Annotated in this window: 21 protein-coding genes and 1 tRNA gene; 3 read left to right on the forward strand and 19 right to left on the reverse strand. The window is 64.0% G+C overall.

What is annotated here, in order from left to right; all coding sequences use genetic code 11:
• Window positions 1-405 precede the first annotated feature (405 nt).
• A complete protein-coding gene (locus tag ACH0AE_RS06635) occupies window positions 406-1,470 on the forward strand; it encodes an integrase (protein WP_406875588.1) in 1,065 nt (354 codons plus the stop codon).
• Between the two features lie 584 nt (window positions 1,471-2,054).
• Here ACH0AE_RS06635 and ACH0AE_RS06640 read toward each other — a convergent pair.
• The 9 genes from ACH0AE_RS06640 to ACH0AE_RS06680 form a co-directional block, all read right to left on the reverse strand.
• Window positions 2,055-2,216, reverse strand: coding sequence for a hypothetical protein (locus ACH0AE_RS06640; RefSeq protein WP_294443102.1), 162 nt, complete (start codon window positions 2,214-2,216; stop codon window positions 2,055-2,057).
• Window positions 2,213-2,977 (reverse strand): MBL fold metallo-hydrolase, encoded by a 765-nt coding sequence (locus ACH0AE_RS06645; protein WP_294443101.1) that lies wholly within the window; start codon window positions 2,975-2,977, stop codon window positions 2,213-2,215. The genes ACH0AE_RS06640 and ACH0AE_RS06645 overlap by 4 nt, the downstream gene beginning before the upstream one ends.
• Window positions 2,974-3,750 carry a TatD family hydrolase gene (locus tag ACH0AE_RS06650; protein WP_294443100.1) on the reverse strand — a complete coding sequence of 259 codons (777 nt, stop codon included), beginning with the start codon at window positions 3,748-3,750 and terminating at the stop codon, window positions 2,974-2,976. The genes ACH0AE_RS06645 and ACH0AE_RS06650 overlap by 4 nt, the downstream gene beginning before the upstream one ends.
• The gene (gene metG / locus ACH0AE_RS06655) at window positions 3,750-5,297 is read right to left on the reverse strand and encodes a methionine--tRNA ligase (RefSeq protein WP_294443099.1); all 1,548 of its coding nucleotides are present in this window, start codon (window positions 5,295-5,297) and stop codon (window positions 3,750-3,752) included. Before metG ends, ACH0AE_RS06650 begins: the two co-directional genes overlap by 1 nt.
• A 12-nt stretch (window positions 5,298-5,309) precedes the next feature.
• Window positions 5,310-6,260, reverse strand: a complete 951-nt coding sequence (locus ACH0AE_RS06660; protein WP_294443098.1) for a DNA polymerase III subunit — start codon at window positions 6,258-6,260, stop codon at window positions 5,310-5,312.
• The gene (gene tmk, locus ACH0AE_RS06665) at window positions 6,257-6,883 is read right to left on the reverse strand and encodes a dTMP kinase (protein WP_294443097.1); all 627 of its coding nucleotides are present in this window, start codon (window positions 6,881-6,883) and stop codon (window positions 6,257-6,259) included. Before tmk ends, ACH0AE_RS06660 begins: the two co-directional genes overlap by 4 nt.
• Entirely contained in the window at window positions 6,880-8,055 is a 1,176-nt protein-coding gene (locus ACH0AE_RS06670; protein ID WP_294443096.1) for a D-alanyl-D-alanine carboxypeptidase family protein, read from the reverse strand. The genes tmk and ACH0AE_RS06670 overlap by 4 nt, the downstream gene beginning before the upstream one ends.
• Before the next feature lie 32 nt (window positions 8,056-8,087).
• Window positions 8,088-8,792 carry a septal ring lytic transglycosylase RlpA family protein gene (locus ACH0AE_RS06675; RefSeq protein WP_406875589.1) on the reverse strand — a complete coding sequence of 235 codons (705 nt, stop codon included), beginning with the start codon at window positions 8,790-8,792 and terminating at the stop codon, window positions 8,088-8,090.
• Window positions 8,793-8,946: 154 nt separating this feature from the next.
• Window positions 8,947-9,990, reverse strand: a complete 1,044-nt coding sequence (locus ACH0AE_RS06680; RefSeq protein WP_406875590.1) for a lytic transglycosylase domain-containing protein — start codon at window positions 9,988-9,990, stop codon at window positions 8,947-8,949.
• Window positions 9,991-10,087: 97 nt separating this feature from the next.
• Here ACH0AE_RS06680 and ACH0AE_RS06685 point away from each other — a divergent pair.
• A tRNA-Ser gene (locus ACH0AE_RS06685) sits at window positions 10,088-10,177 on the forward strand.
• Between the two features lie 48 nt (window positions 10,178-10,225).
• Here ACH0AE_RS06685 and ACH0AE_RS06690 read toward each other — a convergent pair.
• Window positions 10,226-10,645, reverse strand: a complete 420-nt coding sequence (locus ACH0AE_RS06690) for a BLUF domain-containing protein (protein WP_294443094.1) — start codon at window positions 10,643-10,645, stop codon at window positions 10,226-10,228.
• Between the two features lie 145 nt (window positions 10,646-10,790).
• Between ACH0AE_RS06690 and ACH0AE_RS06695 the strand changes: the two genes are divergently transcribed.
• Window positions 10,791-11,648, forward strand: a complete 858-nt coding sequence (locus ACH0AE_RS06695) for a Crp/Fnr family transcriptional regulator (RefSeq protein WP_294443093.1) — start codon at window positions 10,791-10,793, stop codon at window positions 11,646-11,648.
• 74 nt (window positions 11,649-11,722) lie between these two features.
• Here the strand turns inward: ACH0AE_RS06695 and ACH0AE_RS06700 are convergent, their stop codons facing one another.
• From ACH0AE_RS06700 to bamA, 9 genes are all read right to left on the reverse strand, one after another.
• Window positions 11,723-12,355 carry a PilZ domain-containing protein gene (locus tag ACH0AE_RS06700; RefSeq protein WP_406875591.1) on the reverse strand — a complete coding sequence of 211 codons (633 nt, stop codon included), beginning with the start codon at window positions 12,353-12,355 and terminating at the stop codon, window positions 11,723-11,725.
• A 208-nt stretch (window positions 12,356-12,563) separates the two neighbouring features.
• A complete protein-coding gene (gene glsA, locus ACH0AE_RS06705) occupies window positions 12,564-13,484 on the reverse strand; it encodes a glutaminase A (RefSeq protein WP_294443092.1) in 921 nt (306 codons plus the stop codon).
• 35 nt (window positions 13,485-13,519) lie between these two features.
• Window positions 13,520-13,828 (reverse strand): DUF4031 domain-containing protein, encoded by a 309-nt coding sequence (locus tag ACH0AE_RS06710; RefSeq protein ID WP_294443091.1) that lies wholly within the window; start codon window positions 13,826-13,828, stop codon window positions 13,520-13,522.
• Window positions 13,829-13,849: 21 nt separating this feature from the next.
• Window positions 13,850-14,146 (reverse strand): PilZ domain-containing protein, encoded by a 297-nt coding sequence (locus tag ACH0AE_RS06715; protein WP_294443090.1) that lies wholly within the window; start codon window positions 14,144-14,146, stop codon window positions 13,850-13,852.
• 34 nt (window positions 14,147-14,180) lie between these two features.
• Window positions 14,181-14,411 carry a 50S ribosomal protein L31 gene (gene rpmE / locus ACH0AE_RS06720; RefSeq protein ID WP_294443089.1) on the reverse strand — a complete coding sequence of 77 codons (231 nt, stop codon included), beginning with the start codon at window positions 14,409-14,411 and terminating at the stop codon, window positions 14,181-14,183.
• Between the two features lie 81 nt (window positions 14,412-14,492).
• Window positions 14,493-14,705 (reverse strand): hypothetical protein, encoded by a 213-nt coding sequence (locus ACH0AE_RS06725; RefSeq protein WP_294443087.1) that lies wholly within the window; start codon window positions 14,703-14,705, stop codon window positions 14,493-14,495.
• 73 nt (window positions 14,706-14,778) lie between these two features.
• Window positions 14,779-15,258 carry a 3-hydroxyacyl-ACP dehydratase FabZ gene (fabZ, locus tag ACH0AE_RS06730; protein WP_294443086.1) on the reverse strand — a complete coding sequence of 160 codons (480 nt, stop codon included), beginning with the start codon at window positions 15,256-15,258 and terminating at the stop codon, window positions 14,779-14,781.
• Between the two features lie 6 nt (window positions 15,259-15,264).
• Window positions 15,265-15,933: an OmpH family outer membrane protein gene (locus ACH0AE_RS06735; RefSeq protein WP_294443085.1), complete on the reverse strand. Its 669-nt coding sequence runs from the start codon at window positions 15,931-15,933 to the stop codon at window positions 15,265-15,267.
• Window positions 15,933-18,599: an outer membrane protein assembly factor BamA gene (bamA, locus tag ACH0AE_RS06740; protein ID WP_294443103.1), complete on the reverse strand. Its 2,667-nt coding sequence runs from the start codon at window positions 18,597-18,599 to the stop codon at window positions 15,933-15,935. The genes ACH0AE_RS06735 and bamA overlap by 1 nt, the downstream gene beginning before the upstream one ends.
• Between the last annotated feature and the right edge of the window lie 35 nt (window positions 18,600-18,634).

The following is an 18,634-nucleotide window of genomic DNA, read 5'->3' on the forward strand; positions in this document are numbered from 1 at the left end:
GAAGACTTGTTAATCGTGCCGCTAGCGGGGGATGACCTTCGTCGGGCTGTTCGTGACGGCGACTTCACCAACGTCATGCTTCGAGCGTGGGACGCGGCTGTCGCAATGTGACGAAATCTGGGCCGACTTCCCCACGTATGGGCCGTCGAGAGCGGCTGAGCACAACAAACGGCTGAATGTCTGCCGTTTTAGGCGAGTATCCACCATTTTGAGGTGCCTTCGGAAGGGGCGGTCTCGTCCACTGTTTCAGGAAAACCGACACGGGACGATGCCCGGCTGCCGCAACGACGCGCCACGGGAACGGCGGAGGCACTCGACGCGCGACTGACCCGTGCAATCGCGAGCGTGATGCCGGAAGGGGCAGCGCCGGTCAGCGAGGTTGGGTTTGAAGCTTCGCTCAGTGCCATGGCAGACAACAGCAAGGCGGCGATTGCCTCGGATCTAGCATGCTATACCGAATGGTGCGCGCGCGAGCGGCGCGCAGCCTTCCCGGCTGATCCTGAAACGCTGGTTCGCTACGTCCAGATGCTTGAGCGGCGGGGGCACAAACCATCGACGCTCGCGCGGCGAATTGCCAGCTTGGCGACGGTCCATCGCCTCGTGGGAATGGGTGACGGTGCGCCGACCAATGCGCCGATGGTGCGCGCGGCGCTGAAAGCCGTTCGACGGCGCCGCGGATCAACCCAACGCCAGGCGGCGCCCTTACGGCTCGGCAAAGCACTCGATCCGCATGCTTCATCGGGCTTTACCTTGCAGGCATTGCTCGATGCATGCTCGTACGATCTACAGGGTCTGCGCGATGCGGCATTGCTGTCGCTGGGGTACGACGCTGGCTTGCGCGTCAGTGAGCTAGTGGCGGTCGAAGAACGGCATATCGAGCCACAAGAGGATGGCTCGGCCACGCTGCTCATCCCGTCGTCCAAGACCGATCAGGAGCGGCAGGGGGCGTGGGCTTGGCTGTCGCCTGACACAATGCGGCGGATAGGGGCTTGGCTTGAGGTCAGCGGCGTCCGGGATGGGCCGCTGTTCCGACGGATCGGGATCGATCGTCGCCGTGCACGCGCTGCCGTCGCCCCGGTCGCCTACGAGGCTATTCCCGGGAACACGCAGCGCTGGCGAGAGCGCATGGATGGCCGCGCAGCTGAACTGGCGCGTACGACTTACTCGATTGGTACGGCACGGCTTTCCCGACAAGGCGTCAACGGCATCTACCGGCGAGTTGCCATGGCCGCGTTCGACAAGGGCCTCGTAAACATACCGGTCGCGGAGGTTTTTCAAGCGGTGAAGGACCTGTCGACCCACTCGCTTCGGGTGGGGCTTACTCAGGATCTATTTGCCGCCGGTGAAGATGGCGCTGGTATCGCGCAAGCTCTGCGCTGGAGCTCACCGAGCACGGCATTGCGGTACGGGCGTAAGCTCGCCGCGCGCAGCAACGTCGCAGCCCGGGTGCTTTCAAGGGTGCGAACCTAGGCTAGCGACGCGGTTCAGGCGGTCGGGACAAAGCCAAGCGAGATGCTGTGCGGCGAGCCCGCGCGCGCAACTCCTCAAAATAAGCGTCGTTCGCCGAGGGGCCAGGGACCGACTCGGCGCCATCGAGCACTAGCCGACGCAGCCGCTGGCGGTCTTGGTCCTTACCGATGAGCTCGCGCACATAATCGCTGCTCGTGCCGTAGCCACGTCTCGCGACCTGTTCATCCACGAACGCCATGAGAGTATCGGGCAGCGAAATGTCCATCGTGATCACGGCGCCAACATGGGCATTTGGCAAAATTTGGCAACACGGTTGCGCCCGCCGAACGGAGCAATGTGGCGACGTCCGGCGATCCTCAGAAAAGTCCGGCGATCTCCGTATAAAAATGAGCGGCTGTCCGGCGAACTTGTGTGAAGTGATGAGGCGTGGACGTCATTCTCCGGCGATCTCCCAAAAACGACATCGGCTAAGCCGAACCGTCCTCGCCATTAGACCGATAATATACATTATGTTAAGCGCCCGCGGTTCTTGTGAGCGAGCATCTCTCCACCGGTATCTTGTCTGCAACACCAGAGCTGCTGCCTCACCGATCAAATTGGCTCGCGACAATCATCGCCAGCGCAAAAATGGCCGCCCAAGCGAGGATCATCTTCAACGTCGAGCCAAGTGGCGGCCGGCGGGCAATCAGCGCCGAGAGCGGCAGCAAAAGCATCAGCGCCAGCAGTGCTGCCTGCGCGCCGCTCACAGTTCAAACTCGAGCCCGTCATAGCCCGGCTCCACGCCCAGCGGCAGTTCGGCCCGTAACGTGCGATAATCCATCGACTGGTCCATATGGGTCAAAGCCGCACGACCGGGCGCCAGTTCCGCCAACCAGCCCAGCGCCTGTGCCAGATCGGGGTGCGTCGGATGCGGTCGCCGCCGAAGCGCATCGACGATCCACACGTCCAGGCCGTAATACAGCGCCTTCATCTCCACCGTCATGCCACTGATATCAGTGGCATATCCAATCGACTTTCCGCCAGCTTCGAAGCGCAATCCGGCAGAGGTGATTGCACCATGTGGCTGGTCGACAACGCGCACCTTTATCGGTCCAACCTGCAGCGCATCGGGCAAGTCATTCATGTGCACCGTCGACGGGTAGCCGTGGCGCCCCTCGAAAACGTACCCAAACATGCTCTCGAGCCGCGCCCGCGTGGCCGGCCTCGCGTAACCGGCCACCGGGCGTCCAAGCAGATGGTACACCTGCCGCAGATCATCGATGCCGAAGACGTGATCCGCATGCTCATGGGTCCAGATGACGGCGTCGAGCACGCCGACATTGGCGGCGAGCAACTGCGCGCGCATGTCGGGGCCTGTGTCGACCAGGATCCGCGTGCCTTCATGCTCCACGAGGATCGAGACGCGCGTTCTACGATTGCGTGGCTCCGTGGGATCGCAATCGCCCCAGTCATTCCCGATCCGCGGCACGCCCGATGAGGTGCCGCAACCGAGGATGCGCACCTTCATGCAAGCGTCTTGGAGAAGAGATCGTGGAAGTTTCGGGCAGTGACCTCCTGCAATGTCACGCGATCGTCGCCGCGCAGGTCGGCGAGAAAGGCAGCGGTATCCGCAACGAACGCTGGTTCGCCGGTCTTCCCGCGATGCGGCACCGGCGCCAGAAACGGCGCATCTGTCTCGATCAGCAGCCGGTCGAGCGGCAGCCGAGCAGCGGTTTCCTGCAGCTCCTTCGCGCTCTTGAAGGTGACGATGCCGGAAATCGAAATGTAGAAGCCGAGGTCAAGCGCGATATCCGCAAAGGCCCCGCTTCCGGTGAAGCAGTGGATGACCCCCGCGAAGGCCCCCTTCCCCAGCTCGTCCCGAAGGATCGCGGCCGTATCCTCTTCCGCATTCCGTGTATGCACGATGATCGGCACCTTCGCCTCACGCGCGGCGGCGATATGCGCGCGGAAGCTCGCCTGCTGTCGCTCGCGGTCCGAATGATCGTAATAATAGTCGAGGCCGCTCTCGCCGATTCCGACAATGCGGGGGTGCGCCGCCCGTTCGACGAGCTTCGCGGTATCGACATGCGGATGCTCGTCCGCCTCGTGAGGGTGGATGCCGACCGTCGCCCACACGTCCGGTTCACGCTCCGCCGTCGCGAGAACGTCGTCCCACTCGCTCTCGCGAGTGGCTATATTCAGCATTGCGGTCACCCCGCGGGCACGTGCCCGTTCAAGCACCGCCTGCTGTTCTTCCGCCAGGCCTTTGTAGTTTAGGTGACAGTGGCTGTCGGCAAGCATCAGGCCGCCTCCACCGGAGGCTCGAGCCGCGGGAAGGCGGGCGTAGGTGGCGCTAGCGTTCCGCCGCTCGCAGCCCGCCGCTCATACCATCCATCGTCGTCGACAGCCGCGTGATCCCGCTCGTCCGGCGCAACGCCAAGCTGGTCGAGGATCGCGCCGGCGCCGTTCGGCACTACCGGCAGGATTGCGATTGCAAGGATGCGGATCGCGCGCACCAGCGTCCGCAGCACCGCATTCATCCGCTCTGGATCAGTCTTGCGCAGCGTCCAGGGCGCCTGCGCATCGATATATTGGTTGCAAGCAAACACCCCGCGCAACCACGCCTCGATGCCTTGGCTCAGCATCAGGTCGTCGAACGCAGTCTTGAGGCCCGCCGCTGCGACGATCACTTCCTCGATCAACAGCGCGTCCGCCCCATCCGCCCGGCCAGCATCCGGCAAGGTGCCAAGATTCTTGGCGATGAACGACAGCGTGCGCTGCGCCAGATTGCCGAACGAATTGGCAAGCTCAGCATTCACCCGCGTGACGATCGCTTCGGCCGAGTAGCTGCCGTCCTGCCCGAAACTCACTTCGCGCAGCAGAAAATAGCGCAGCGCGTCGACACCAAATGCCCGGGCCAGATCACCCGGATCGACGACATTCCCGAGGCTCTTCGACATCTTCTCCCCGCGATGGAGCAGGAAGCCGTGGCCGAAGACGGACTTGGGCAGGGCAATACCAGCCGACATCAGGAAGGCCGGCCAATAGACGGCGTGGAAGCGCACGATGTCCTTGCCGATGAGGTGCAGATCGGCTGGCCAGTATTTCTGTTCGCCATCGGGATAGCCCGCGCCAGTCAGATAATTGGTCAGCGCGTCGACCCACACGTACATCACGTGCCCGGGGCTACCCGGAACCGGCACCCCCCAGTCGAAGCTGGTGCGAGACACGGACAGGTCCGAAAGCCCCCCTTCCACGAAGCGCATGATCTCGTTTCGCCGCGATTCCGGGCGAATGAAGTCCGGGTTTGCGGCATACAGATCAAGCAGCGGCTGCTGGTACTTCGAAAGGCGAAAGAACCATGTCTCTTCCGCGGTCCACGTCACTGGCGTGCCCTGAGGGGACAGCTTCTGCCCCCCTTCCCCGTCGACCAGTTCCTTCTCATCATAGAAGGCTTCGTCGCGAACCGAATACCATCCCTCGTAGCGATCGAGGTACAGGTCGCCGGCTGCCTCCATCGCCTTCCAGATCGCCTGGCTGGCGGCATAATGATCAGGGTCAGTCGTACGGATGAAGCGATCGTAGGAGATGTTAAGCTCGTCGCACATGCCGCGGAATAAAGACGACATTTCCGCTGCGAGGTCCGCCACCGCAACGCCTTGATCGCGCGCAGTCTGCACCATCTTCAGGCCATGTTCGTCAGTCCCAGTCTGGAAGCGGACATCACGCCCAGCCTGACGCTGAAAGCGGGCAATCGCGTCGGCGGCGATCGCTTCATAGGCGTGGCCGATGTGCGGCTTGCCATTGGGATAGGAGATTGCGGTGGTGATATAGAACGGCTCGGCCATAGCCTTGAGCCTCTACTCGCGCGCGAGCCGCGCGACCACCCCCGCCAGTTCAAACACCGTGCTTGCCGGATCTAGCGACAAGGCGCGTGCGCTCGCTGCCAGAGCCCGGCTCTCTTCATAAGCATCCAGCGCGGTGCGGAGTGCCTCGCCGGCACGAAACGGCGCCTGCTCCGCGACGAAGGTTGGCACGCGATCAAGGAAAGCCTCGTAGCGCGCCTGCGCAGCCTTGGGGGACAGGGCGCGCATCAGCCGCACCCGCTCCTGATTTGTCCGGTCGCCGTCTCGTGCGATCAAGCCCAGCGCCGCATCGAGCCTGCCGAGTTCCAGCCCGGCAAACCGTAGCGCGCGCCCGGGCGAACCGCCGCCCGAGCGCACCAGCGCCTCGCGCTCCTCATCGCTGGCGTCCGGGATCAGATCGCCAAGTGCGGCAAGCATTTCCTCACCGTTCAGCGGCTCGAATCGCAGCAAGCGGCATCGCGAACGGATCGTCGGCAGCAGCCGTCCCGGCGCATGGCTGATCAGTAGGAAGACCGTCCCTTCCGGCGGCTCCTCCAGGTTCTTGAGCAGCGCATTGGCGCCCGCGCGCTCCAGGTCGTCGACTGCGTCGATCAAGACGACGCGCCGCGGCCCCAGAGAGGGCGTCGTGGCGAACATCGGCTGGAGCGTCCGCACCTGCGCGATCGTGATGCTCCGCGCGAGGTCGCCGTCCGGCTTCCCATCCTTCGGCAGTCGTTCGAGAACGCGGTAGTCGGGATGCGATCCCGCCTCGATCAGCGCACGGGTCCGATCTCCTGTCGCGTCTCCAGCAGCTCGGGCAAGCAGCGACGCCGCCGCGTCGCGTGCGTAGGTTGCCTTGCCGATCCCGGGCGGCCCTGCGAACAGCCATGCATGGTGCAGATGTCCGCCGCTTACGGCCGCTTCGAACGCGGCGTGGGCGGCGCCATTGCCGCGCAGGCGCGTCATGGCAGCAGATCGGCCAGTCCGGCCAGCAGATCCGCCGTTACGTCTGCCGCAGGCTTCGCCGCATCCACGATCCGGAACCGCTCCGGCTCGCCCGCCGCCAGCGACCGGAAGGCGCGCGCCACGTCTGCGTGGAAATCAGGCCCACGCAACGCGAAGCGATCCGCCAGCCCGCCATCTCGCAATGCCGCCCGGCGTGCGCCCTCTTCGACTGGCAATTCGAGAACGAAGGTGCGGTCCGGCAGAAGTCCGTTCGTGCCGAATGCGTGCAGAGCCATAATCGCCGTGTCGTCGATCCCACCAGCAAGACCTTGGTAAGCGCGAGTGGAATCGACGAACCGGTCGGTGATCACCCAGGTACCTGCCTCGACGGCTGGCCGGATCACCTTCTCGACATGGTCGGCACGCGCGGCTGCGAACAGCAGTGTCTCGGTCCGCGGGCTCCAGCGCGCAACGTCGCCCTGCATCAGTAGGCCGCGGATCGCCTCAGCGCCCTCGCTGCCGCCGGGCTCCCGCGTAACGTGCGCCGGGATGCCACGCGCTTCCAGTGCGGCCGCGAGTGCGCGGACCTGCGTCGACTTGCCGGCCCCCTCGCCCCCCTCGAGCGAGAGGAAACGTCCGGTCATCCGAACAGCCCGGTCAGCCCCGCCCAGGCGCGACCGAAGAAGCCTGCTTCCGCCACGTCCTTGTCGGCGACCAGCGGCAGCGTCTGCTCGGGCAGGCCCGGCGAGGTGACAACGAGGTTTGCGATATGCGCGCCGGCCTTGATCGGCGCCTTGATCGGGCCTTCGTACACGACCTTCGCGGTCATCGCCGGCACCGCGCCCGACGGGAGGGCGACTTTCAGGTCGCGCGGCGCAACCAGCCCGACGGTGGACGAATCGCCAAGCTGCACGTCGGCATCGCTCACCTTGCGGCCCTGCTTCACGATCGGCTTCGCCTGCCAGGCCCGGAAGCCCCAGTCCATGAAGCGGACGGATTCGGAAATGCGCTGGTTGAAGCTGGTGAGGCCTGCCAGCACCATTACGATCCGGCGGCCATTCTGCTCTGCCGACCCGGTGAAGCCATAGCCGGCCTCTTCTGTGTGACCGGTCTTCAGCCCGTCCGCACCCGCCACACGACCAAGCAGCGGATCGCGGTTCGCCTGGGTGATCGCCGAACCCGAGCCCAGCGTCTTGCCCCAGGTGAATTCGCGGCGCGAGTAGAATTGCTTGTAGAGCTTGGGATGCTCTTCGATCGTCGCGGCCGCCAGCTTCGCCAGATCCCGCGCGGTGACATAGGTGACGCCGTTGTCAGGCCATCCGTTCGACGTGCCGAAGTGGCTGTTGGTCAGGCCGAGCTTGCGCGCCGCCTCGTTCATCCGCTGAACGAAGGCTTCCTCCGTCCCCGAAATGCCTTCCGCCAGCACCACGCAGGCATCGTTGCCCGACAGCGTCACAATCCCGTTAAGCAGGTTCTCGACCGACACCCGCTCGCCCGGCGACAGGAACATGGTCGATCCCGCTGCCGGCCCGTGCCAGCGCTTCCACGTCTCGGGACGAACCTCGAACTCCTGGTTCAGCTTCAGCTCGCCGCGCTTGATCATGTCGAATGCGACATAAGCCGTCATCATCTTCGCCATCGAAGCGGGCGGCATGCGACGATCTGCATCCTTGGCGTACAACACCGCGCCGGAGGAGAGATCCTCCATGAACGCGACCGGAGCCGTCGTCTGGAACTGCGGCGCCGAGGCAGCCGACGGGTAAGCGACCGACACGGCGATCGCCGGAAGCGCGAGGAAGGACAGGATTTTGGTCATGGACGCTCTACTCGGGGCTCCGGAAGGAAGGTTCAGGGCTGGACGATGATCGTTGCGTCGCCATAGCCGCGCCGCGCGGCCTCGTCACGCGCGCGTTGCGCCGATGACGCGTCGGAAAACGGGCCAAGGCGTACACGGTGCAAGCCGCCGTTGCTCTCCACTCTGCCGTCGAACCTTGCGGCCAGCGCACGTGCCCGATCTTCGCTAGAAAACGCCGCGACTTGGACGAGGTAGGCGCCGCTCTTCGGCGATGCCGCAGCCGCAACCGGTGGCCGCGGCGTTGCGGCTGCCCGCCGCAGCGTAGGAGATGCCGTCTCTCGCATCGTCGATCGCGGTAACTGAATACGCAGGGCGGCCAGCAGTGCCGGAGGCGCGGAAAGCCGCGAGGCAGCTGGCCGGCTACTCGCCAGCGCCGCGGCATCGGCCGCGCTCGCATTCACGCCGCGCACTCGAACCGGCGCCATCGGTTGGCCATTCATCCCCAGGAGCGCCGCTGCCCCCCGGGACAGATCAATCTCGCGGTCGGCACGGCTTGGCCCGCGATCGTTGATGAGCACCAGGATCGTGCGGCCGCTATCCAGCGCCGTCAATTCCGCGTGCGAACCCAAGGGTAGCGTCCGGTGTGCCGCCGTGATGGCATCGGGAACAAACGGCGCGCCGCTTGCCGTCGACGCACCTTCCAGCTCCTCGCCGTACCAGCTGGCGTAACCCACCTGATCATAGCGCGCCGCGCCCATGCCTGACGTACCCGACGGCCCCTCCCGCGCCCCTGCTTCGGGCGGCAACGGAACGGCGTAGCCCCGCTCGGCAGGAGCGGAGGTGATGGGAGGCCTCGGAACCTCGCTGCCGCCGCTACAGCCAGCGAGCAGCAGCGCCACAAGGCTAAGCGCGCTAGCGCTCGACCGCATCGGCCAGCAATCCCACCGACAGCGCATAGAAGTTCGAGCAGTTGTAATCGAGGATCACCCGGTAATTGCCGGTCAGCAAATACGCGGTTGCGCCCGGCCCGTCCGGCTCCATCAGCGTCGCAAGCACGTTGTCGCCCGGCCAGCGGCTACCTTGGGGCACGATCCCCAACGCCCGCCACTCGGCCATGGTCCGCCATGTGCTGTGCCGCTCGAACACACGCGGGCAGCGGGGCGAGACCAGACGATTGCGCTGGCTGCTGCGATCGAAACCCGCGGGAACGGTCACCGCGATCCCCCAAGGTTCACCTGGACGCCAGCCGGCGTTGACGAAGTAATTCCCGATCGAGGCCAGCGTGTCAGCCTCGCTGTTCCAGATGTCTGCCTTCCCGTCGCCGTCGCCGTCACGGGCGAGGCGCAGGTAGATCGACGGCAGAAACTGCGGATTACCCGTTGCGCCCGCCCAGCTGCCAACCAAGGTCGAGCGCGGGATCCCACGCTCCAGGATCTTCAGTGTCGCGATGAACTCGCCGGCGAACAGGCTGCGGCGGCGTCCCTCATAAGCGAGCGTCGCCAGGCTGCGCAGCAAGTCGAAGTTGCCCTTATAGCCGCCGTAGTTGGTCTCGTGCCCCCAGATCGCCACCATGATCGATTCGGGAACGCCGGTCTCGGCCTCCACGCGCGCCAGTCTTGCACGATTAGCTGCGTAAGCGGTGCGCCCCCGGCTGATCCTTGCCGCATCGACATGCCGCGCCTTGTATGGCGCGAACGGCGGCGACGCCGTTGATCCTGGATTGCCCGGCTGCTGGCGATCGAGATCGACAACACGCTGGCTGAACGTCAGCGTCGGCAGCACCGCGTCTACCGTTGCCGGCCGCACGCCCTCGCGCAGCGCCTGCGCACGCAATTCACGCAGGTAGGCCTGGAACCCAGCTTCGTCCTGCGCATGGGCCGATCCTGCAGCGGTGAACGCCAGGCCGATGGCGATGCCGAGACGAAGACGATGAAAGATGGAATGAAAGCGCTTCACCTCGCCTGTGTGACACAGCCCGCCGCATGGCGGAACCGCCAATCATCGACAGGCTTGCACGCATCGCCGCAGCACGCCACAGGGCGATACGAAACGTGGAAGTGTGGCCGAGTGGTTTAAGGCACTGGTCTTGAAAACCAGCGACGGTGCAAGCCGTCCGTGGGTTCGAATCCCACCGCTTCCGCCACCTCAAGCGCGGTCGTGCAATGCTCCGCTCGACAGCGCTTGCGTGCCGTCACTCGCCATTCTCAGCGAGCTGCATCATCAGCGCGATCAGGTCTCGCGATGCGAAGACTGATCCGCGTCCCGCAGCGACGGCGAGCACCGGCTCCAACTGTCCCTCCACGAGACCCGCCGGTCCCCAATAGGCCATCGACCAGTTACCGAACCGGCGCCGGCTCATCGCCTCGGTCTCGATCACCGTCACATCGCCATGACGATCGTCGCGCCTGATACTCGCCATCAGCTCGTCCACTGCCGTGGCCGGTCCTTCCAGCACCTGCGCGAAGTGCGTCTCGGTGAACATCAGCGCGCCCGTTACGCTCAGCAGCCGATTTCGCTCCCGGGCTACCCGCACGATATCCACGACCTTCCATTCGTCGCGGGGAAAGTCGATAAAACTGCGGCTGACGTACAGCAGGGAGACGAGGACCATAGCCTCTTGTTATCCCAACCGATAAACGAGGCCATAGCGATGTACCACGGCGGTCGCCGCCGAGCGGTGAACAAATTGCACAGTTCGATTTTATTTGGGACCCGAAACGACAGGCAGATCGTTGGCTATCGTCAGGAATTCCAGAATGAGCCAAGTTCATCCGGTGCGGGCACTCGCGCCGCTCGCTGCCAAGCTGCGCACGCTTTACGGACTGAGTGTGGCAGACGGCGAACTGATTGCAGGCCTCCCGTGTGCGGAGCGCGCGGTGCAGGCAGGTTCCTATCTGGTTCGGCAAGGTGAACGGCACGCATCGGTTCTCGTGCTGCTCGGCGGTTATGTTCAACGGCACAAAATCGTCAGATCAGGCGGCCGCCAGATCGTTGCGGTGCACCTTCCTGGCGATCTGCTGAATTTTCCGCGCCTGCCACCAGAGAAGGCGAAGGAGAACATCCAGGCGTTGACAGCAACGAAAGTGGCGGAAATCCCGCTGCCGGCAATGATCGCTCTGCTGAAAGGATCTCCGTCCATCCTTGAGGCGCTGGCGCTCGATCAAGTTGCGGAAGGAGCGATTTCGCAGGAGTGGATCGTCAACCTGGGCCGGCGGGATGCGCTTACCCGCACGGCTCACCTGCTGTGTGAACTTGGGCTTCGCCAAGCGACCAAGGGACTTGGAGACCGATCGCGCTTTCCCATGCCCTTCACGCAGGAGCAGCTGGGCGATATTCTCGGTCTCACCTCAGTCCACATCAATCGCACGCTCAGGTCCATGGCTGCCCAGGGACTCATCGAATATGGCGACGGCTGGGTGACGATTGCCGATCTACGTCGGCTGGAACAGGCGGGCGACTTCGACGGCACGTACCTCAATTTGGAGTCGGCCATCGCGGATGTCGGCCAGGCGATTGGCCAGCGCTTCACCGCGGAGGAGATCGGCGCGAAGCCATCAGAGGATGACGCGCATCACCTGATGCCCGCACGAACACGCCAAGAAGTCGGCCGCTGAGACCAAGATGGTCGTGGATGGTATTATGAGGCCGATCAACCTCAGCTAGCTGCGGCCGGATGTCGACGGCGCTCTCAAGCTTCGTTGATCGCCTTCGCCGACGACAGATCGTCAACGCTCAGCACTTCGAGGAACTCCAGTCCCGCAATCCCGTCCGAAGACCAGCGCACGAACCCCCGCCGATCATGCCCCGGCGTCACCTGGATCTTGACCGACAGACCCGGATAGAAGCGGCCATCGTGAACCACTTTCGCGCCGCGTTGGGAAAGGTCTCGAAGCCGTACGACCTGGATGCCGAACTCGCTCATTGCAACCGCTGGCTTGTCCACCGGAAGGCGCAGCGATCGCCGACGCGAATGCCGTCGCTCCTCGTTCAAGCGGTTCAAAAGCGCGAGGCTGTCGATGGGGGTGATCAGCTTCAACCCCGCCCAGTCCGAATCCCGCCACACGACATTGCCCGTTAGCGTACAGTTCTCGGACAGATCGACCGTGACTTCGTCGCCTAGCCTCAACGGCAGGCGTGCAGAGATCATCATGCCACCGTCAGAGATATTCAGCACGCGGCCGAAACCCTGATTGCCCCCGCATGTCATCCGGGCGATGAAGAAGACGGTGACATGTCGGCTTCCACCTCGCCGATCAGGCTTATCATCAGCTACCGGCGGCGCCGGCTGCGGATCGATGAAGTGGTGATCATGCAGGTTCATTGATACCATCCTCATCCTGAAGTGAATTGCTCAGAGGCGGAGGTGGAGTTTAGTCCTTAACGAAACATTAATATCTTGTACTTGCAGATTTATTAACCATCAATAATCTCACTGAAATCCTCTGGGCCAAACCGCCGAGGCAGTGGCCCATTCAGCGCCTCAGAAACGGCTCTAGGTCGCCCCCGGAGGGGGTTCAGCGTTATATTGTTCAAGATCGAGATCTCAGCGGCGGCCCGAACACCGACCATCCGGTCTTCGCCCCGAGCTTTTCGAGCGCGTGAACTCCCAGGATCGAGTTTCCGTTCTGATCGAGGTTCGGAGACCAAACCGCGATCGACGCATGCTCCGAGGCGATGGCAAGGATCCCGCCCCCGACCCCGCTTTTCGCCGGCAGGCCCACGCGCACCGCAAAGTCGCCGGACCCGTCATAATGCCCGCAAGTCATCATCAGCGCGAGTACCTTGCGCATGCGCCGCGCCCGCTCCGCCTCGGCCTCATCGGTTTCGCTTAAGCGAGTGCGGGTGAGAAAGCGTCCGGCCAAGGCCAAGCCTGTGCAATCGACCGAAATGGCGCACTGCTTGGCATAGGCTTCCATGATCTCGTCAATCGGCGCTTCGACGTTCCCGTGATGCTTCATGAAGCTCAACATGGCGCGATTAAGATCGCCGCCTTCGTTCATCACGTCATCATTGAGGCTAAGCGGATGCTCGCCGATCTGCTCGCGCACGAAGTTGATGACCGTATCTGATCCGCCGCAGTCGGTGACCAGCATGTCCACGACGACCAATGCGCCGGCGTTGATGAAGGGGTTGCGCGGAATGCCTTTAGTGCGCTCAAGATCGATGACAGAATTGAACGGATCACCAGACGGCTCGCGGCCTACCCGCTCGAAGATGCGATCGCCGCGGCTACACAGGGCAAGTTCCAGCGCGAGCACCTTGGAAATGCTCTGGATCGGAAAGGCGACATCGGCGGCGCCGGCGGTGAACACATCCTCGGCGATCGCAACGGCCATACCGAACTGGCCAGGTGTGAGCCCCTCTCTCTTTGCATCTGCCGCAGCTTCCAGCTGCGCTGCATCTTCTTCAATTTCTCGGGCGATTTCGTTGACGATGATCTGTAGGTCCATCGCTGCCAAACGTACTAGATCGGGGACGGGTACCGTCAGCCGATCAGCGCCGCGTGCCGCGCCCTCTCTCGGCTCAATGCCGCGACGAAGTCCGGATCGGCCCGCAGGCGGCGCATCACCATCACGATCTCGCGCCGATTCACTTCCGTGGCACCGAGACGTAGCGCTAGGACGCGGCGATCTTGCGGCACATCGTAATGGGGAAAACTGCGCGGCTGGAACCAGCGCCGCTGCATGCCGACCGCGTCCGCCATGCCATGCAGTTCATCGAACGTATCCGCGATCATGTGGCACATCAAATGCCCACGGAAGGGAATGAAGGCCGTGTCGACGTAAACCGCCATTCGGCCTATGTAGGATGCGGCTTAGCGCTCGGCTAGCTGATCTAACGACGTCTGGCTCAGCGGCCGCTGGAACTTGCAGCCGGCGGTATAATCGTCAGCCCACATCACGTCGGCAGCAACGGGCCCGATTTCGGGCAGCGTCAGCCAGATCGTGGAGCCTTTGCGGAGCGCAGAATAGCTTTGGATGCGCACGCTGTGGAGCGAGATGTCCACCACCTTGCACAGGGTCCGGCCAATGCTGGCGTCAAACGAAACCGGCGCACGCGGGCTGCGGCGCCGGCCGTTTGTCTCTGCAGGTTCGAATTCCGCCGCGAACATGCTGAATGCTACGTTCGCGATGGTTAACCTTCAATTACTTGCGGAGCGTGAGACCACCGCCGAAACGCTTGTTGAAGCGTGCAACCTGGCCGCCCGCATCGAGCATCTGGCCCTTGCCGCCGGTCCATGCCGGGTGCGCCAGCGGATCGATCTCGAGCGTCATCGTGTCGCCTTCCTTGCCCCAGGTGGAGCGAGTTTCGTACACGGTGCCGTCGGTCATCTGCACCTTGATCATGTGGTAGTCGGGGTGGATATCGGTCTTCACGTCTAGTCTCCGAAATGGCTGGTTCCGACCAGCCTGAAAGGAAGCGGCGCGCGTAGCAGAGCATCTGCCGCGAGGCAACGATCAGCGAAGCTTGCGCCAGCGATTGAGCGCCACCAGCGACCAGATCGCTTCTACGACGCCGAACGGCCAGGCGCCCTGCAAAAATCCGTAGGCGGAGCCCAGCATACAGGACAGCGCAAAACCCAGCACCCACGAAGGGGAGCGGTCTTCCATCGCATAGCAGATCAGCATCAGGCTGACCGCGACGAGGCCGAAGAGGGTGAGGCTATCCATCAACTGGCGCTCGCCTCACCCTTCGTTCGTCATCTTGCTCGACGCCCCGCATGCCTCGGCGCCGTCAAGGCAATCACGCGCTCGGCGGATCCGCAATCATGGCGGTGAACTCGCATTCCGCAGCGAGTTCCCCGTCGATCATCGCCTTGCCGGCAAACTTGCAGACCCGCGCACGCTTCTGGACGAAGGAGACCTCCAGCGTCAGCAGCACGCCCGGCTCTACCGGCTTCCGAAATTTCACGCCGTCGATCGACATGAAATAGACGAGCTTGCCGGTGCCAGCGAGGCCGAGGCTTTCGACCGCCAGAACGCCGGCGGCCTGCGCCAGCGCTTCGACGATCAGCACGCCCGGCATGATCGGGCGTCCAGGGAAATGTCCCTGGAAGAACTGCTCGTTGATCGTCACAGCCTTGATGGCGGTGATCGATTCATCGGGCACCAGCCGCTCCACTCGGTCGACGAGCAGCATCGGGTAACGGTGCGGCAGCGCCGCCATCACCCGCGTCACATCAAACGGGCCGAGGATGTTGGCGGCAGTCGGCGTCTCGCTCATCGCGGATCAGCGGCCCTGCGGCTGCTTGCGCTGGTTGGACGGCGTCGCGGCCGGCTGCGCCGCAGGCGCCGCAGCAGCAGCCTGCTGGCCCTGGCCACCCGGCTGCCAGTTCGCCGGCGGAGTAATGCTGACGCTGGGAACAAGACGGTCGAGCTCGGTGGTGATCGCCGGGGTGATGTCAGCCGCCGGCTGGGCGTAGATCGCCGCATCCGGACGAAGCAGCAGCGTCACGTTGCGTGCACGAACCGCTGCCTGAACCGCGTCCGACAGCTTGGCGCTGATCTGCTCGATCGCATATGCCTCCGCGCGCTGCGCCGGCTGGGTCAGGCGCGAGAGCTCCTGCTGTGCTGCCTGCTGCTTGGTCTGGATCGCCTGCAGCTGCGGACGCAGCGATGCCTCCGTAGCGCCCGGTGCCTGCGACGCGGTCTGCGCAGCGGTGATCAGCGGGCGAAGCTCTGCCTCGATCGCCGTGCGACGGGCGGTCGCCTGGTCGATCTGCGCCTTGTACGTGGTCTGGATCTGTGCACGCGCGGCCGTCCACGCCTTGGAATTGGCGATCGCCTGCTCCGGGTTCGCCACGGCGATTCCCGAAACTTGTGCGGTCGCATTGCCGGCAATCATGGTCGCCGGCGCGGCGAGTGCCGCCGCGATCAGCATGGTCTTGAACTTGGTCATCAGAACTGAGTCCCTACGTTGAAGGTAATAAGCTTGTCGTCGTCGCCCGGCTGCTGGATCAGTGCCTTGGCCACATCGATACGGAGAGGTCCGAACGGCGAAGTCCAGTTCACGCCGAAGCCGATCGAGAGCCGCGGCTTGGGCGAATCGCCGAGGAATCGCTCGAGGAACGGCTCCGAGCGGATCTGCGGCGTGTTCGGGATGATGCCGTTACATCCGCCGCTCGCGTCGGGAAGGCCGGCCGCGCAGGTCGTCGTCGTGAGTGCCCCCGTCGCGCCGACATAATAATACAGCGGCTGCCCGGCCGTATTGGTCTGCGGCAAGGGCAGTACGACCGTATTGCCCTGCGCGTCCACGGTTGTCGGGAAGTCCGCCGTCGGCAGCGGGCGCGTGATGTTGAACAAGCTGCCCGCCTGGACATAGACCGACGGCCGCAGGCCAAGCTCCCGCGCGCCGGAGCCGAGCGGAATCTCCAGCTCGAGCCGGCCCAGGTAATAAGCCTTGCCGCCCAAGGCGTCGTCGACGATGCGATTGCGATCGGTGACGAGGATCTGCTTACCGTTCGCATCTGTGGTGTACGGAATACGCTGCACACGCGGGCCGACGCCGCGAATGTCGAAGCCGCGGAACTGCGGCTCGCCGAGGTAGAAGCGGTCGGTAATTCGCACCGGATCGATGCCCGGCCCCGGGCTGTCTTCCAGCGCATGGATGTAGCCACCCTCGGCCTGCACCGACAGGACGAAGCCGCCGCCGATACCCCAGTATTTGGCGCCGTCCGCCCGGCTGCGAATATACTTCACGTCCCCGCCCAGACCAGCGAAGTCCTGGCTCAGGCTGAAGCGCTGCCCGCGGGTCGGCCGCAAGCGGCTGTTGAGGCTGTCATAGATCAGCGAATAGCCGACCGACGAGGTTACGCGATTGCCCAGAGCGTCACAGAGATAGCGGCCTGCGAGCAGATAATCGCACTTGCCGTCGCGGAAGAACTGGTTCCGATCGAGCCCGACTTCATCGTACGAAAGGCCATAGCGGCCCGACAGCGTCCAATATTCCGTCAGCGGCACGCCGGCGCGGATCTGGAACCCGGTCGACACCTGGCTGTACGTCGTCTGGCGATCGTTGCCGACGAAGTTGAACGCGTTGAAGTCGCGACGGAACACGTCGACGCCAACGGCGATGTTCTTGTCGAACAGATACGGCTCGGTGAAGCCCGCCTCGATCGACTTGGAATAGCTCGAATAGTTCACGCCGAGCCGCAGTTCCTGGCCCTTGCCGCGGAAATTCCGCTGCGTGATATTGAACTGGACGATGAACCGCTCGAGGCTGGAGAAGCCCGCGGACAGCTGCAGTTCGCCCGTCGCCTTCTCTTCGACGTTCGCGCCCAGGATGACGCGATCGGGGGTCGAACCCGGCGTCTGCTTGATCTCGAACTTGTCCTGGAAATAGCCCAGGCTGTTGATGCGATCCTGCGAGCGCTTCACCTGGAAGCTGTTGAACGCATCGCCCTCGGCAAGACGAATCTCGCGGCGGATCACCTTGTCCTGCGTCTGGGTGTTGCCGGTCACCTCGATCCGCTCGACGTACGTCCGCTTGGCCTCGCCGATGTGGAAGTTGATCGACATCGTCAGCGCGTCCTTGTCGCGCTGGAACTCGGGGCTCACCTCGGTGAAGGCATAGCCGAACAGGCCGGCCGTCTGGCTCAGGCTGTCGACCGTGTCTTCAACCAGCTTGGCGTTGTACCAGTCGCCCTTCTTGACGGCGAGCGTCTTGGCCAGCGCCTTGTCGTCGAAGTCGCGGATGTCGCTGTCGACGGTAACGTCGCCAAACTTGTAGCGCGGGCCTTCCTCCACCACGTAGGTGATGATGAAGTCCTTCTTGTCCGGGGTTAGCTCGGCCACCGCGCTCGTCACGCGGAAATCGGCATAGCCTTCGGTCAGGTAGAACTGCCGCAGCTTCTGCTGGTCATACGCCAGGCGATCCTGGTCATAGGTCGTGTTCGACGAAAGCAGGCGGAAGAGACGCGCCTGCTTGGTTGCCATCTGCTCGCGCAGCTTGTCGTCGTCGAACACCTCGTTGCCGATGATGTTGATCTGGCGGACCTTGGACTTGGGCCCTTCGCTGATCTCGAACACCACGTCGACGCGGTTCTGGTCGAGCGCGACCATCTTCGGGTCGACGCTGGCGCCGAACCGGCCCTGGCGGCGATACAGTTCGATGATCCGGGCGACGTCCTGCCGCACCGCGGAGCGGGTGAACACCTGCCGCGGCTTGAGCTTGATCTCCTTCGTGATCTTGTCGTCCTTCAGGCGCTTGTTGCCCTCCAGAATCACGCGGTTGATGATCGGGTTCTCACGCACCCGAAGGATGATGTCGCCGGTCTCTGCGCCGGCGACGGTCACGTCGGCGAACAGGTCGCTCGCGTAGAGGTCCTTGATCGCCTGATCGAGCGTCTCGTTCGAATAGGGCTGGCCGACACGCAGCTTGGTGTAGCTGAGCGCGGTCTCCGGCTCGACGCGCTGCGATCCCTCGACGCGCAGGCTGCGGATCACGCGGTTTTCCGGAGTCGCGGCGGCAGGCGCAGTCGCTTGCGCGGTCGGAGTCACGGTAGCAGCCGGCTGGGCCGCAGCCGCCTCCTGCGCAGCGGCGGTCACCGGCACACCGGCCAGCATCGTGCAGCCAAGCAGCAAGGCGACCGAGCGCGGAC

The organism is Sphingomonas sp. 179-A 2A2 NHS, from assembly GCF_045371305.1.
GTDB lineage: Bacteria > Pseudomonadota > Alphaproteobacteria > Sphingomonadales > Sphingomonadaceae > Sphingomonas.

Excerpts from the sequence above, each read along its gene's own strand:
- ACH0AE_RS06670 (WP_294443096.1), bottom strand. The coding sequence starts at position 8,055 with ATGACCAAAATCCTGTCCTTCCTCGCGCTTCCGGCGATCGCCGTGTCG.
- tmk (WP_294443097.1), bottom strand. The coding sequence starts at position 6,883 with ATGACCGGACGTTTCCTCTCGCTCGAGGGGGGCGAGGGGGCCGGCAAG.
- ACH0AE_RS06715 (WP_294443090.1), bottom strand. The coding sequence starts at position 14,146 with ATGTTCGCGGCGGAATTCGAACCTGCAGAGACAAACGGCCGGCGCCGC.
- ACH0AE_RS06690 (WP_294443094.1), bottom strand. The coding sequence starts at position 10,645 with ATGGTCCTCGTCTCCCTGCTGTACGTCAGCCGCAGTTTTATCGACTTT.
- ACH0AE_RS06660 (WP_294443098.1), bottom strand. The coding sequence starts at position 6,260 with ATGACGCGCCTGCGCGGCAATGGCGCCGCCCACGCCGCGTTCGAAGCG.
- ACH0AE_RS06700 (WP_406875591.1), bottom strand. The coding sequence starts at position 12,355 with ATGAACCTGCATGATCACCACTTCATCGATCCGCAGCCGGCGCCGCCG.
- ACH0AE_RS06725 (WP_294443087.1), bottom strand. The coding sequence starts at position 14,705 with ATGGATAGCCTCACCCTCTTCGGCCTCGTCGCGGTCAGCCTGATGCTG.
- bamA (WP_294443103.1), bottom strand. The coding sequence starts at position 18,599 with ATGCTGGCCGGTGTGCCGGTGACCGCCGCTGCGCAGGAGGCGGCTGCG.
- ACH0AE_RS06650 (WP_294443100.1), bottom strand. The coding sequence starts at position 3,750 with ATGCTTGCCGACAGCCACTGTCACCTAAACTACAAAGGCCTGGCGGAA.
- ACH0AE_RS06695 (WP_294443093.1), top strand. The coding sequence starts at position 10,791 with ATGAGCCAAGTTCATCCGGTGCGGGCACTCGCGCCGCTCGCTGCCAAG.
- ACH0AE_RS06710 (WP_294443091.1), bottom strand. The coding sequence starts at position 13,828 with ATGGCGGTTTACGTCGACACGGCCTTCATTCCCTTCCGTGGGCATTTG.
- glsA (WP_294443092.1), bottom strand. The coding sequence starts at position 13,484 with ATGGACCTACAGATCATCGTCAACGAAATCGCCCGAGAAATTGAAGAA.
- fabZ (WP_294443086.1), bottom strand. The coding sequence starts at position 15,258 with ATGAGCGAGACGCCGACTGCCGCCAACATCCTCGGCCCGTTTGATGTG.
- ACH0AE_RS06645 (WP_294443101.1), bottom strand. The coding sequence starts at position 2,977 with ATGAAGGTGCGCATCCTCGGTTGCGGCACCTCATCGGGCGTGCCGCGG.
- ACH0AE_RS06635 (WP_406875588.1), top strand. The coding sequence starts at position 406 with ATGGCAGACAACAGCAAGGCGGCGATTGCCTCGGATCTAGCATGCTAT.
- ACH0AE_RS06735 (WP_294443085.1), bottom strand. The coding sequence starts at position 15,933 with ATGACCAAGTTCAAGACCATGCTGATCGCGGCGGCACTCGCCGCGCCG.
- ACH0AE_RS06675 (WP_406875589.1), bottom strand. The coding sequence starts at position 8,792 with ATGGGCGCGGCGCGCTATGATCAGGTGGGTTACGCCAGCTGGTACGGC.
- metG (WP_294443099.1), bottom strand. The coding sequence starts at position 5,297 with ATGGCCGAGCCGTTCTATATCACCACCGCAATCTCCTATCCCAATGGC.